13 protein-coding genes and 1 other RNA gene are annotated in these 12,236 nt (G+C 59.1%); 4 read left to right on the plus strand and 10 right to left on the minus strand.

The window, feature by feature from the left end; translation table 11 throughout:
- Positions 1 to 67: 67 nt before the first annotated feature.
- From ASF29_RS18205 to ASF29_RS18230, 6 genes are all read right to left on the minus strand, one after another.
- The gene (locus ASF29_RS18205) at positions 68 to 892 is read right to left on the minus strand and encodes a TIGR00282 family metallophosphoesterase (RefSeq protein WP_062452071.1); all 825 of its coding nucleotides are present in this window, start codon (positions 890 to 892) and stop codon (positions 68 to 70) included.
- A complete protein-coding gene (locus ASF29_RS18210; protein WP_062452072.1) occupies positions 889 to 1,494 on the minus strand; it encodes a 5-formyltetrahydrofolate cyclo-ligase in 606 nt (201 codons plus the stop codon). The genes ASF29_RS18205 and ASF29_RS18210 overlap by 4 nt, the downstream gene beginning before the upstream one ends.
- Positions 1,494 to 2,756 carry a hemolysin family protein gene (locus ASF29_RS18215; RefSeq protein WP_062452073.1) on the minus strand — a complete coding sequence of 421 codons (1,263 nt, stop codon included), beginning with the start codon at positions 2,754 to 2,756 and terminating at the stop codon, positions 1,494 to 1,496. Before ASF29_RS18215 ends, ASF29_RS18210 begins: the two co-directional genes overlap by 1 nt.
- Before the next feature lie 295 nt (positions 2,757 to 3,051).
- A non-coding RNA gene (gene ssrS, locus ASF29_RS18220) (6S RNA) lies at positions 3,052 to 3,210 on the minus strand.
- Positions 3,211 to 3,328: 118 nt separating this feature from the next.
- Positions 3,329 to 3,706 (minus strand): cell division protein ZapA, encoded by a 378-nt coding sequence (locus ASF29_RS18225; RefSeq protein ID WP_062452074.1) that lies wholly within the window; start codon positions 3,704 to 3,706, stop codon positions 3,329 to 3,331.
- A 12-nt stretch (positions 3,707 to 3,718) separates the two neighbouring features.
- A complete protein-coding gene (locus tag ASF29_RS18230) occupies positions 3,719 to 3,991 on the minus strand; it encodes a DUF4164 domain-containing protein (protein WP_062452075.1) in 273 nt (90 codons plus the stop codon).
- Positions 3,992 to 4,315: 324 nt separating this feature from the next.
- Here ASF29_RS18230 and tkt point away from each other — a divergent pair, with 324 nt between their 5' ends.
- The gene (gene tkt, locus ASF29_RS18235; protein ID WP_062452076.1) at positions 4,316 to 6,298 is read left to right on the plus strand and encodes a transketolase; all 1,983 of its coding nucleotides are present in this window, start codon (positions 4,316 to 4,318) and stop codon (positions 6,296 to 6,298) included.
- A gap of 96 nt (positions 6,299 to 6,394) precedes the next feature.
- Positions 6,395 to 7,405 (plus strand): type I glyceraldehyde-3-phosphate dehydrogenase, encoded by a 1,011-nt coding sequence (gene gap / locus ASF29_RS18240; RefSeq protein WP_062452077.1) that lies wholly within the window; start codon positions 6,395 to 6,397, stop codon positions 7,403 to 7,405.
- Between the two features lie 80 nt (positions 7,406 to 7,485).
- Here gap and ASF29_RS18245 read toward each other — a convergent pair whose 3' ends face one another.
- Together ASF29_RS18245 and ASF29_RS18250 are read right to left on the minus strand one after the other, a co-directional pair.
- Positions 7,486 to 7,818 carry a HigA family addiction module antitoxin gene (locus tag ASF29_RS18245; RefSeq protein ID WP_062452078.1) on the minus strand — a complete coding sequence of 111 codons (333 nt, stop codon included), beginning with the start codon at positions 7,816 to 7,818 and terminating at the stop codon, positions 7,486 to 7,488.
- 9 nt (positions 7,819 to 7,827) lie between these two features.
- On the minus strand, positions 7,828 to 8,118 hold the full coding sequence (locus tag ASF29_RS18250) for a type II toxin-antitoxin system RelE/ParE family toxin (RefSeq protein WP_062452397.1): 291 nt from the start codon (positions 8,116 to 8,118) through the stop codon (positions 7,828 to 7,830).
- Positions 8,119 to 8,444: 326 nt separating this feature from the next.
- On the opposite strand from ASF29_RS18250, the gene ASF29_RS18255 reads away from it, so the two are divergent.
- Positions 8,445 to 10,319 (plus strand): potassium/proton antiporter, encoded by a 1,875-nt coding sequence (locus ASF29_RS18255; protein ID WP_062452398.1) that lies wholly within the window; start codon positions 8,445 to 8,447, stop codon positions 10,317 to 10,319.
- A 74-nt stretch (positions 10,320 to 10,393) separates the two neighbouring features.
- Positions 10,394 to 11,596, plus strand: a complete 1,203-nt coding sequence (locus ASF29_RS18260) for a phosphoglycerate kinase (protein WP_062452079.1) — start codon at positions 10,394 to 10,396, stop codon at positions 11,594 to 11,596.
- A gap of 11 nt (positions 11,597 to 11,607) precedes the next feature.
- On the opposite strand, the gene ASF29_RS18265 is transcribed toward ASF29_RS18260, so the two are convergent.
- Positions 11,608 to 11,901 (minus strand): addiction module antidote protein, encoded by a 294-nt coding sequence (locus ASF29_RS18265; RefSeq protein ID WP_062452080.1) that lies wholly within the window; start codon positions 11,899 to 11,901, stop codon positions 11,608 to 11,610.
- Positions 11,894 to 12,199: a type II toxin-antitoxin system RelE/ParE family toxin gene (locus ASF29_RS18270; protein ID WP_062452081.1), complete on the minus strand. Its 306-nt coding sequence runs from the start codon at positions 12,197 to 12,199 to the stop codon at positions 11,894 to 11,896. Before ASF29_RS18270 ends, ASF29_RS18265 begins: the two co-directional genes overlap by 8 nt.
- Positions 12,200 to 12,236 lie beyond the last annotated feature (37 nt).

Below are 12,236 nucleotides of genomic sequence, written 5' to 3' on the forward strand. Positions count from 1 at the left end.
TGTGGGGGAGATGTCCGGCAGGACAGAGGGGGGTGAGCCCCAACCGCCGCCGTTCAACGTAAAACGATCAAACCCAAAAAGCCGGAACCGTCTCCGCCAATCTCGGCCCAATCCGCAACGGCGCGATCTTCTCCGCCAGCCCGGTGCGGTCGGAAATCTCCACCCCAACCCCGCAAATCGTCGCGGGACCGCTGGCCGCCTCAAAACGCCCCTTCGGCATCTTGGAAATAAACCGGTTGATCGGTTCTTCCTTTTCCATGCCGAGCGAGGAATCGTAGTCCCCGCACATGCCGGCATCCGACATATAGGCCGTGCCGCCATTCAGGATTTGCGCATCCGCCGTCGGCACATGGGTGTGGGTTCCCACCACGAAGCTGGCCCGGCCATCGACGAAATGGCCGAAGCACTGCTTTTCGCTGGTCGCCTCGGCGTGAAAATCGAACACGATGGCGTCGGCCTGCTCACCCAGCGGGCAGGCACCCAGAATGCTTTCCGCCGAGCTGAAGGGATCGTCCAGTTCCGGGTGCATGAAAACGCGGCCCATGATGTTGGCGACCAGAATGCGCGCACCGTTGCGGCCATAAAACAGGCCGGAGCCCTTGCCGGGCGTACCTTTGGGGTAGTTGGCAGGCCGCAAAAACTGGTCGTGCCGTTCGCAGAAGGACACGGCCTCTTTCTGATCCCAGACATGGTTGCCGGTCGTCACCACATCGGCACCGGCATTGATCGTCTCGAGATAGATGTCTTCGGTGATGCCGAAGCCGCCAGCGGCGTTCTCGCCGTTGACGATGACGAAATCGAGCTTCAGATCGGAGATCAGCCCCGGAAGACGCTCCCACACCGCCGTGCGGCCCGTCTTGCCAACCATATCCCCGAGAAACAGTAATCTCATTCCGCCGTCCTGCCCGCCGTCTTTTCATTGAAATATCGCATGCCGCTCTCGGTCAGAACGGCATCCAGCGCCACATCGTGCGGCTGCGCGGGCACTGATGGCACTTCCTGGCAGTCGAATGCAATGCCGATGAGCGTCGTATCAAGACCTTTTGCGTGGAGTTTGGCGATTGCACGGTCATAATGACCCGCGCCATAACCGATCCGGTTGCCGTTCGCATCGAATGCGGCGAGTGGCACCAGCAGAAGATCCGGGTCCAGCACGGCAGCACTGTCATCCGGCCCCGTGGTGCCGAAGCCGGTCTTGACGAGCGGCACGTCTTTCGCGAATTCGCGAAACACAATGGTTTCCCTGTCCAGAATGACCGGCAGGCACAGGCGCGCACCGATGTCTTGCAGCGCCTCCATCAAGGGCCGCAAATCGGCCTCGGAGCGGATGGGCATAAAGCCTGAAACAGTCTTTCCCGCAGCAAATGTCAGCGCGTCCGCACCCTTGGCAGCGATGCTGAGACTTTTATCGTGGCGCTCATCAACGGAAAGAGCGTCCCGCAGGGCGAGACGCTCCATTCTGATCCGTGCTTTGTCAGGCAAACCCGGCCTCATCAAGCCGCCCGGCTGACCAGCACCTTGTCGATCCGGTGCCCGTCAAGGTCGATGACTTCGAAGCGCCAGCCATTGCGGGTGACGTGTTCGCCAAGCTCCGGCAAACGACGGAACTCGTCCAGCACCAGACCGGCCACGGTTTCGAATTCGGCATCGTCGGAAATCTGGAAGCCCATGCGGTCGGCAAATTCGTCGGCGGGCATCCACCCGGCCACGAGGAAACTGCCATCCTCACGCTCCACCATCGCAGGCTCTTCGCCATCATCTTCCTGAAACGCGCCGGTAATGGCTTCCAGAACGTCGCCGGAGCTGATGATGCCCTCGAAATGACCGTACTCGTCGTAAACGAGAACCATATGCACCGTGGAACGGCGCAGCGACTGAATGACGTCAACGGCACTCGTCAGGTCGGAAACGACAGGCACTTCACGCAGAAGCTCACGGACATTCAGCTCCTTGCCGGAGGCCAGCGCATCGAAGGCATCCTTGGCGAAAAGCACGCCCAGAATTTCATCGGAAGCACCATTGCGCACCGGCAGGCGCGAACGCTGGGTGCCACGAAGCTGCTCACGGATTTCTTCCGCCGTGTCCTCGATGTCAACCACTTCCACGTCGCGACGTGGCGTCATCAGACCGCGGGCATTGCGGTCGGCCAGACGCATGACGCTGGTGATCATGGCGGATTCTTCCGTCTCGATCACACCGGCACTGTGCGCTTCAGCCAGAACCGTGCGAATTTCATCGTCCGTGACGGAGGCATTGGACTCGCCACTATGGCCGAGAATGGCCAGAACCAGCTTGCCGGAACGGTCCAGCAACCACACCAGCGGTGCACCGATCTTCGACAGCATCACCATGGCAGGCGCAACCTTTGCCGCAACCTTTTCAGGGTCGCGCAGGGCAATCTGCTTGGGAACGAGTTCGCCGACGATCAGCGACAGATAGGTGATGGCAACCACCACCGCACCCACGCCGATGGCGTCGGCTGCACGGTCCGGCACACCCTGCTCCAGCAGCCATCCGGTGAAACGGGCACCCAGCGTGGCGCCGGAAAACGCACCGGAGAGAACGCCGACCAGCGTGATGCCGATCTGCACGGTGGAAAGAAAGCGTCCGGGATTTTCTCCAAGGGTAAGCGCCATGGTGGCGCCTCTGCTGCCTTGAGCGGCAAGCACTTTAAGCCTCGCCGGTCTAGAGGAGACAACGGCAAGTTCGGACATGGCAAGCACACCGTTGAGTACGGTGAGCAGAACCACGATCATAATTTCAGTAAACAAGTTTAGCTCTTTTTGGGCTGTTGAACGGCATGTCGCGGCTGCAACCACAATCGCTATAGTTGAGAGCGGGAGCGGACATACCAACACGGATAATAGGGAATTGTTCCACCAATGCAATGACCGGCATGCTAAAAAATAAAGCTATACAGGCCGTTGGGGTGAAATTGCATGTGCCTCATCCGCCAGGAGAGCACATCTTCCGCGCGGTAACGGGGTATGCAGCGGGCAATGGAACGGCCCTGCCGAGGCGTGGAAGACTCGAAGCCCGGAAAATAAAAGAGTGCGATCCACGGCAACCGATGGAGGTTTACGATCCTGGGTGCCTACAAACGTAGGTGGGCGCCATATGTCCAAGCCCACGGGCCTGGCCAGGGACAGCTCCCTTTGGATCGAGTATGGCCCCAGGGATTGTGGTTCCTGTCGAGAAGCGCAGAACGCATCTCCTATATAGGGCGGTTCTGTGAATTGCGGAAGGGGCAACCGGCGGCAATATCGTGGAAAATAACGCCCGCGCACAGCAACCGGGCTTCAGCCGCATATCCTTTTGAAAATCAGGCCTAATTCACGACCGGCTTTGGCCGTGCCACCAGCTTTTCGGTAATCCCGTTCAACCGCGTAGACAGCTCGGAAATGGCGTCAACCAGCATTTCCTCGGTCTTGGCCTTGCTTTCCGCCATGCCGTCGCGGTTTTGCTGCAGCGTCGCCACCTTCGCTTCAAGCGCCTCGATCTTACGGGACAATTCCGACATCTCGTCGGTGATCATGATGCCGGCCATGACGGTCAGGCGCAGGTCGCCGATTTCGCCGAACTGGCTTTTCAGATGGCCGACATACCGGTCGAACTGGCTGGCGAGGTCGGTCAGATGCGCCTCCTGCCCTGCCTCGCAAGCCATGCGATAGGCCTTGCCGTCGATCATCACTGTCACTTGAGCCATGGATTACGGTCCTTATCGATCCAGCACTGCGCGGATCGTCTCCATCGCGGTTACAAGGCGGCGGGAAACCTCGCGGTTGACTTCTTCGAGGCGGTTGGCGCGAAACTGCGACTGGTCGAGTTCCTGCGCCAGCCGTGCGCGGTCCACATGCACGCGCTTCACTTCACTCTCGACCTCGCCATTCTCGCGCTGACGCTCGATGCGTATGTCGATCGCGTTCTCAAGATTGGTGATGGCGGAGCTAAGCTCCGTCAACGCGACTTGTATGGTCTTTTCCGCCGTCATCGTTTCTTCCAAACCGCCAGAGCCAAGCCGAATCGTTGTCTCTTGGTGTCAATCAGGGCACCGACACGATATGACCTGATTAACGCTCACGTCAATCAAACCAATACATTCAAGCACTTTGCGCTGTGGATGAATGCAGCACGGCAAGGGCACAAAGTGGGCACCGGCCTGAATATTGCCAAAATACGAAACGATTTTTGTTGGCTATCGAACGGCAAGCTGCCCTGGTTTTATTGACAGCACCGCCCTACCTGCTATGCATCAACCCGCTTTTTGGATAGTCATAATGGCTATCTCCTTTCACCCGGAACAGACGGAAAAGCCATGATTTCTCGCGACAAACACGACCGGATGGCCAATGCAATCCGCTTTCTTGCCATGGACGCTGTGGAGAAGGCCAATTCCGGCCACCCTGGCCTGCCAATGGGCGCTGCGGATGTGGCCACGGTCCTTTTCACCCGTTACCTGAAATTCGATCCCAAGGCCTGGCAGTGGCCAGACCGCGACCGCTTCGTGCTGTCTGCCGGTCACGGCTCCATGCTGCTCTATTCGCTCCTCTACCTCACAGGTTATGAGGACATGACGATCGACGAGATCAAGCGCTTCCGTCAGCTTGGTTCCAAGACCGCCGGTCACCCGGAATACCACCATGCCACCGGCATCGAGACCACGACCGGCCCGCTCGGTCAGGGCATTGCCAATTCGGTCGGCATGGCGATTGCCGAGCGCAAGCTGGAAGAGGAATTCGGTTCCGATCTGCAGAGCCACTATACCTATGTGCTATGCGGCGATGGTTGCCTGATGGAAGGCATCAGCCACGAAGCGATTGCGCTGGCTGGCCACCTCAAGCTCAACAAGCTCGTGCTGTTCTGGGATAACAACAACATCACCATCGACGGCGAAGTCGGCCTGTCCGACTCGACAGACCAGATCGCCCGCTTCAAGGCCGTTCACTGGAACACCATCGAGATCGACGGTCATGACCCGGAAGCGATTGCCAACGCCATCGAAGCTGCCCACGCATCCGACCGCCCCACCTTCATCGCCTGCAAAACCACCATCGGTTTCGGCGCGCCCAACAAGCAGGGCACGCACAAGGTTCACGGCAACCCGCTGGGTGCCGAAGAAATCGCCGCTGCCCGCAAGAACCTCAACTGGGAAGCCGAACCCTTCGTCATCCCGGAAGACGTGCTCGACGCCTGGCGTCTGGCCGGTCTGCGTTCCACCAAGACGCGCCAGGAATGGGAAGCACGCCTGGAAGCAACCGAAGCCGACAAGAAGGCCGAGTTCAAGCGCCGCTTCGCTGGCGATCTGACCGGCAACTTCGACAGCTCCATCGATGCTTTCAAGAAGAAGGTCGCTGCTGACAACCCAACGGTTGCCACCCGCAAGGCATCGGAGGATACGCTCGAGGTCATCAACGGCGTACTGCACGAAATGATTGGCGGTTCCGCTGACCTGACGCCATCCAACAACACCAAGACCAGCCAGATGAAGTCGATCACGCCGACCGACTTCTCGGGCCGTTACCTTCACTACGGCATCCGCGAACACGGCATGGCAGCAGCCATGAACGGTATCGCACTGCACGGCGGTCTTATTCCCTACGCTGGCGGCTTTTTGATCTTCTCGGATTACTGCCGTCCGTCCATACGCCTTGCCGCACTCATGGGCATCCGTGTCGTCCACGTTCTGACGCATGACTCGATCGGCGTCGGCGAAGACGGCCCGACCCACCAGCCGGTCGAGCAGATCGCAGCGCTTCGCGCCATTCCGAACCTTCTGGTCTTCCGCCCTGCGGATGAAACGGAAACGGCGGAAGCCTGGCAGTTCGCCCTGCATCAGAAGAACCGTCCATCGGCGCTGGCGCTGACCCGTCAGAACCTCACACCGGCCCGCAAGGACTATGAGGAAAAGAACCTCGTCTCCTACGGCGCGTATGAGCTGGTGTCTGCAAGCGATGCCAAGGTCTCGATCTTCGCGTCCGGTTCGGAAGTCGAAATCGCGCTGAAGGCTGCTGCCGACCTCAAGGTCAAGGGCATCTCCACCCGCGTCGTTTCCGTTCCCTGCTTCGAACTCTTCAAGGAGCAGCCGGAGACCTATCGCAAGGCCATCATCGGCAATTCTCCGGTCAAGATCGGCGTTGAAGCGGCCATCCGTCAGGGTTGGGATTACTTCATCGGCAATGACGGTGCCTTCGTCGGCATGCACTCCTTCGGCGCATCTGCACCGGCCAAGGATCTCTACAAGCATTTCGGCATCACGGCAGAAGCCGTTGTTGCCGCCGCAGAAGAAAAGCTCGGCTGACGGCCTGACCGTAATCTGAAGCGGCGCGACGCATATCGTCATCGCCGCTTCAAATATTTCGCACAAAATTCGAAGATATTGACAGGGAGTAGCTCAATGACAGTAAAAGTTGCCATTAACGGTTTTGGTCGTATCGGCCGTAACGTCCTTCGCGCCATCGTGGAATCCGGCCGCACGGATATCGAAGTCGTTGCCATCAACGATCTCGGCCCGGTCGAAACCAATGCGCATCTGCTGCGCTACGACAGCATCCACGGCAAGTTCCCGGCAGACGTGAAGGTCGAAGGCGACACGATCATCGTTGCTGGCGGCAAGCCGATCAAGGTTACAGCCGTTCGTGATCCAGCTCAGCTTCCACACAAGGAACTCGGCGTCGATATCGCGCTGGAATGCACGGGCATCTTCACCGCCCGCGACAAGGCAGCAGCACATCTGACCGCCGGCGCAAAGCGCGTCATCATCTCGGCTCCGGCTGAAGGTGCTGATCTCACGGTCGTCTTCGGCGTCAACGACGACCAGCTGACGAGCGAACACCTCGTCATCTCCAACGCGTCGTGCACCACCAACTGCCTGGTTCCGGTCGTCAAGGTTCTGGATGACGTCGTCGGCATCGACCACGGCTTCATGACCACGATCCACTCCTACACGGGCGACCAGCCGACGCTGGACACCATGCACAAGGACCTGTACCGCGCCCGCGCCGCAGCCCTGTCCATGATCCCGACCTCGACCGGCGCCGCAAAGGCCGTCGGCCTCGTGCTGCCACACCTCAAGGGCAAGCTGGACGGTACCTCGATCCGCGTTCCAACACCAAACGTGTCTGTCGTTGACTTCAAGTTCGTGGCCAAGAAAGCAACCAGCGTCGAAGAAATCAACGAAGCCATCAAGTCTGCCTCCAACGGCAAGCTGAAGGGCATCCTCGGCTACACCGACGAGCCGCTGGTAAGCCGCGACTTCAACCATGACAGCCACTCCTCCATCTTCGCGACGGACCAGACCAAGGTCATGGAAGGCAACTTCGTACGTATCCTGACCTGGTACGACAACGAATGGGGCTTCTCCAACCGCATGTCCGACACGGCAGTGGCACTGGCCAAGACCATCTGATCGTTCGCAGAGAGCGAATAAGCAAAACCCGGCTGGAGCGATCCTGCCGGGTTTTGTGTTTTGGGACATCAGTTCTAAGGTCAGCCCAGCGCGGTCTGCTGATCGATTGGCTTGCCGCTGAACGGCGCGACGTTGATCTCGCTTTCCCGCTTGCGCGCCTGCGCAATATCAAAGCTGTTCTGCATCCTCATCAGTGTGTCCATGGACACACCAAAGGCTTTCTCTATTCTCAACGCCATTTCCGAGGAGAGATGCGAACGCTCATTCAGCAGAGCCGACAAAGCCGCTCTCGTGACACCAAGAACCTGCGCCGCAGCCGTCACCGAAAGGCCTAGCGGTTCGATAATCTCGCTTTTGATGAAACCGCCGGGGTGAGCGGGGTTTTTCAGACGGATGCCTTGCATCGCATTCATAGCCACCTCCTAGTGGTAGTCTTCATAGTCCAGATCGACAATCTCGATTTCCGCTTGATCGATCCGCAGTGTAATCCGCCAGTTCTTTGTGACGAACAGGCTCCAGGTGCCTTTACGATCGCCGGTCAGCTGATGCGCCTTCCAGCTCGGCATCGTCCGCAATTCATCTTCGCGTTCCATATCCTGCAGAAAGGAAACGATGCGGAGCAGTTTTGGGACCACGGCGGCTTGCAAGCCGGACGCGTCATCGTCCTCAATCAAACGGCGCAAACCTTTATGGATCACGTTTCGGATTTTCATGAGTTGAAAAATACCCAGCAGTGCGCAAAGTGTCAAGCTACACTATACGCTCGATACCCATCTGCCGCGACGTCAAATCGATGGGAAAAAGCGTCGTTTTCCTTCACGCTCGCCTTGCTCTGGTCCATTTTCGCCCGGAAAAATCCAAGCTAGGGATTCGGTCGCGTTCCGTTGCGCTCCTGCCCTGCCGTATCATTCGATACACCTCGCCTTGCCCTGTCCGCTGCGCGAAACCAATGCGCCGTGGCCGTCCAAAACGTGGCGCATTGACTGCTGACGTGCGGGAGCATGTGTGCCACGCGGCCTTTCAAGAAAAGGACGTGTGCGTGGAATCGTTTTACATCTTGCTGCTGGTCGCCACGCTCCTCGTTCTCGTTGCCGCTTTTTCCAGTCTCATTGCCTACCGCTTCGGCGCTCCACTGCTGCTTCTCTTCCTGATGATCGGCCTTGCTGCGGGCACGGATGGGCTTGGTATCCATTTCAGCAACAATCCGCTGGCCTATATGCTGGGTTCACTGGTGCTGGCCGTCATCCTTTTTGACTCCGGCTTCGGCACATCCATCCAGTCCTTCAAACTGTCTGCCGGGCCGTCCATCTCGCTTGCCACCGTCGGCGTCGTGCTGACCTCGGTGTTCTTCGCCGGCGCCGCAGCCCTGCTGCTGGGCTTTTCATGGCTCGAAGGCCTGCTGCTCGGCTCCATCGTTGCCTCGACTGACGCAGCGGCGGTGTTCTTCCTGCTGCGCATCGGCGGCATCCATATCCGCGATCAGGTCCGCTCGACGCTCGAAGTCGAATCCGGCACCAATGATCCCATGGCGATCTTCCTCACCGTGGCCTTGGTGGAAATCGTCTCGAAAGGTCAGGGACTGGCGGGTATCGATGCCAGCTTCCTGCTGCTCTTCATCCAGGAAATGGGCCTCGGCGTCATCTTCGGGGTCTTGGGCGGCCTGATGATCGTCAATGTCGTCAACCGCTTTCAGGTGGATCGCGGGCTGGTGCCCATTCTCGTTCTGGCGCTGGCGCTGCTGGTCTTTTCCTTCACCGGCGCGCTCCATGGCAGCGGCTTCCTTGCCGTTTACGTCGCTGGCATCGTTGCAGGCAATCGCAAGATTTTCGCCAAGGGCGCCATCCGCCGGTTTCACGAGGGCATGACCTGGCTCGCCCAGATCATCATGTTCCTGATGCTCGGCCTTCTCGCCACACCCTCACAGTTCCCCGCCATCATCATGCCTGCGGTGCTGCTGGCGCTGTTCCTCATCTTCATCGCAAGACCGCTGGCCGTCTGGCTCAGCCTCATGCCCTTCAACTATACCCAGCAGGAAACCACCTTCGTCGCCTGGGTCGGCCTGCGCGGTGCCGTTTCCATTCTACTGGCAATCCTTCCAGCTCTCGGAGGACTTGAGGGCGCTGAAACTTATTTCAACGCCGCCTTCATCATCGTACTCGTGTCGCTATTGCTGCAAGGCTGGACCATCAAGCCCGTCGCCACCCGCCTTGGCCTCATCGTGCCACCGCGCATGGGCGATGTGGACAAGCTGGAGGTAGACCTGCCCGGCACCGCCAACCATGAACTCATCTCCTACCGCGTCGCCAAAGGCAGCGCCGTGCTTCAGGGTGAGCGTATCCCCCGCTGGGCCATGCCCTCGCTGGTGGTGCGCGATGGCAAATCCATCCGCTATCAATATGCCGGCCGCCTGCGGGAAAACGATCTGGTCTATCTCTTCGTCATGCCCAGCTATGCCCGCCTGCTGGACCGGCTGTTTGCCAGCGCCAAACCGGTCACCAAGGATGACGAGGACATCTTCGGCACCTTCGCCATTTCGCCCCAAGGCCCGGCAAAGGAGCTCGATGCCTCCTATGGCCCTGGCCTTCTGTCGCAGCAGGAACTGTCGATGACAGTCGGAGAACTCATCCAGAACAGGTTCGGTGGAAAAGCGGAATATGCCGACCGCGTCCGCCTCGGCTCGCTCATCCTCATCGTCCGAGACCTCGATGAAAACCACGCCATATCCAGCGTCGGCATCTCGCTGGAGCCGGTGGAGCCCGCCACGGCGCTACCCGTCTTCATCAGCCTCAAGGAAATCGTCCATCGCACCCGCAGCCATTTTGCCGAAAAACGGCGCGCGCACAGAGCCGCTGCCGCCGGTAACAAGATACCAGCCCCGGCAGACGCTACTGGTCACGCAGAAAATGATCACTGAGCGACTTGCACCGCCGGTCAGGCATAGTATGGTCGCGCCCCAAGCCATTCCATCAACGACAGCAGGATCGATACATGCCCGCCTTCAAGACCCTCGATCACCTCACCGACATCACCGGAAAGCGCGTTCTCGTCCGCGTCGATCTCAACGTGCCGGTTGCTGACGGCAAGGTCACAGACAAGACCCGCATCGAACGCGTCGCCCCCACCATTCTCGAACTGTCGAAAAAGGGCGCGAAAGTCATTCTGCTGGCCCATTTCGGCCGCCCGAAGGGTGAACCGGTCGCGGATATGTCGCTCTCCCTCATCACATCAGCCGTTGAAGAAGTGCTCGGCAACTCCATCCATTTCGCTGCGGAAGCCATCGGCGCACCGGCGGCAGAGGCCGTGGCCAAGATGCAGAATGGCGATGTCCTGCTTCTGGAAAACACCCGCTTCCACAAGGGCGAAGAAAAGAACGATGCCGACTTCGTGGCCGAACTGGCAAAGAACGGCGATATCTACGTCAACGATGCCTTCTCCGCCGCACACCGCGCCCACGCCTCCACGGAAGGCCTCGCTCGCCACCTGCCAGCTTACGCCGGTCGCACCATGCAGGCGGAGCTTGAGGCGCTGGAAAAGGGCCTCGGCGCACCCGCCCGCCCGGTCGTTGCCATCGTCGGTGGCGCAAAGGTATCGAGCAAAATCGACCTGCTGATGAACCTCGTCAAGAAAGTCGATGCCCTCGTCATCGGTGGCGGCATGGCCAACACTTTCCTCGCCGCACGCGGCACAAATGTCGGCAAATCGCTTTGCGAGCATGATCTGGCCGAAACCGCCAAGCAGATCATGATCGAAGCCGCCACCGCTGGCTGCGCCATCGTGCTGCCGGAAGACGGTGTCGTTGCGCGTGAGTTCAAGGCCAATGCCGACAACGAAATCGTGGATATCAACGCCATCCCAGAAGACGCCATGGTTCTGGACGTCGGCCCCAAATCCGTCGAAGCCATCAAGGGCTGGATTTCCCGCGCCGAAACGCTGGTCTGGAACGGCCCCCTCGGCGCCTTCGAAATCGCCCCCTTCGACAAGGCAACCGTCGCCGCCGCCCAGCACGCCGCCGAATGCACCAGAAACGGCAAACTCGTCTCCGTCGCCGGTGGCGGCGATACGGTGGCCGCTCTCAACCACGCCGGCGTGACGGCAGACTTCACCTACATCTCCACCGCAGGCGGCGCTTTCCTGGAATGGATGGAAGGCAAGGTTCTTCCAGGTGTAGCGATCCTCAACGAACAGAAGTAATCGCTCAAAAATTACTGTGCCGAATGGGCCTTGGCGGTCATATCTACGCCAAGCGCACGCATAACGGCCAGCGTTGTCTTGAGCGTCGGGTTTCCCCGTTCGCTGAAGGACCGATAAAGCTGTTCACGCGACAGCCCCGTTTTACGGGATATCTCGGTCATACCCTTGGCGCGTGCCACCACGCCAAGGGCTTTGGCAACATAGGCCGCATCGCCGGTTTCAAAGGCATCCGCCATGAAAGCAGCGATTTCCTCATCATCCACCAGGGCGGCGGCTGGGTCGTACGTGGAAAGCTTTTCACTCATTTTCTGAACTCCATTCCTTGGCAAGCTTTTTGGCAGCAGCAATGTCGCGAGCCTGAGATCCCTTGTCTCCACCACAGAGCAAGACGATCAAAAGATTTCCGCGCTGCTGAAAATAAACGCGATATCCCGGCCCATGGTGAATTCGCAACTCGCTGACGCCTTCACCCACTGGCTCGACATCACCGGGCAACCCTGCCGCCAGCCGCATCAAACGCGCCGCGATAAGGGTTCTAGCGCGCTTGTCCCTCAGACGGGATTCCCATCTGGCGAATACGGTCGTCTGCCTTAGCTCGATCATGAATTTTTTTGTAGTATAAAAACTACAGACATACAAT

Source organism: Rhizobium sp. Leaf262, from assembly GCF_001422245.1.
GTDB lineage: Bacteria > Pseudomonadota > Alphaproteobacteria > Rhizobiales > Rhizobiaceae > Agrobacterium.

Excerpts from the sequence above, each read along its gene's own strand:
- tkt (WP_062452076.1), top strand. The coding sequence starts at position 4,316 with ATGATTTCTCGCGACAAACACGACCGGATGGCCAATGCAATCCGCTTT.
- ASF29_RS18245 (WP_062452078.1), bottom strand. The coding sequence starts at position 7,818 with ATGAATGCGATGCAAGGCATCCGTCTGAAAAACCCCGCTCACCCCGGC.
- ASF29_RS18205 (WP_062452071.1), bottom strand. The coding sequence starts at position 892 with ATGAGATTACTGTTTCTCGGGGATATGGTTGGCAAGACGGGCCGCACG.
- ASF29_RS18250 (WP_062452397.1), bottom strand. The coding sequence starts at position 8,118 with ATGAAAATCCGAAACGTGATCCATAAAGGTTTGCGCCGTTTGATTGAG.
- gap (WP_062452077.1), top strand. The coding sequence starts at position 6,395 with ATGACAGTAAAAGTTGCCATTAACGGTTTTGGTCGTATCGGCCGTAAC.
- ASF29_RS18210 (WP_062452072.1), bottom strand. The coding sequence starts at position 1,494 with ATGAGGCCGGGTTTGCCTGACAAAGCACGGATCAGAATGGAGCGTCTC.
- ASF29_RS18230 (WP_062452075.1), bottom strand. The coding sequence starts at position 3,991 with ATGACGGCGGAAAAGACCATACAAGTCGCGTTGACGGAGCTTAGCTCC.
- ASF29_RS18270 (WP_062452081.1), bottom strand. The coding sequence starts at position 12,199 with ATGATCGAGCTAAGGCAGACGACCGTATTCGCCAGATGGGAATCCCGT.
- ASF29_RS18260 (WP_062452079.1), top strand. The coding sequence starts at position 10,394 with ATGCCCGCCTTCAAGACCCTCGATCACCTCACCGACATCACCGGAAAG.
- ASF29_RS18215 (WP_062452073.1), bottom strand. The coding sequence starts at position 2,756 with ATGATCGTGGTTCTGCTCACCGTACTCAACGGTGTGCTTGCCATGTCC.
- ASF29_RS18225 (WP_062452074.1), bottom strand. The coding sequence starts at position 3,706 with ATGGCTCAAGTGACAGTGATGATCGACGGCAAGGCCTATCGCATGGCT.
- ASF29_RS18265 (WP_062452080.1), bottom strand. The coding sequence starts at position 11,901 with ATGAGTGAAAAGCTTTCCACGTACGACCCAGCCGCCGCCCTGGTGGAT.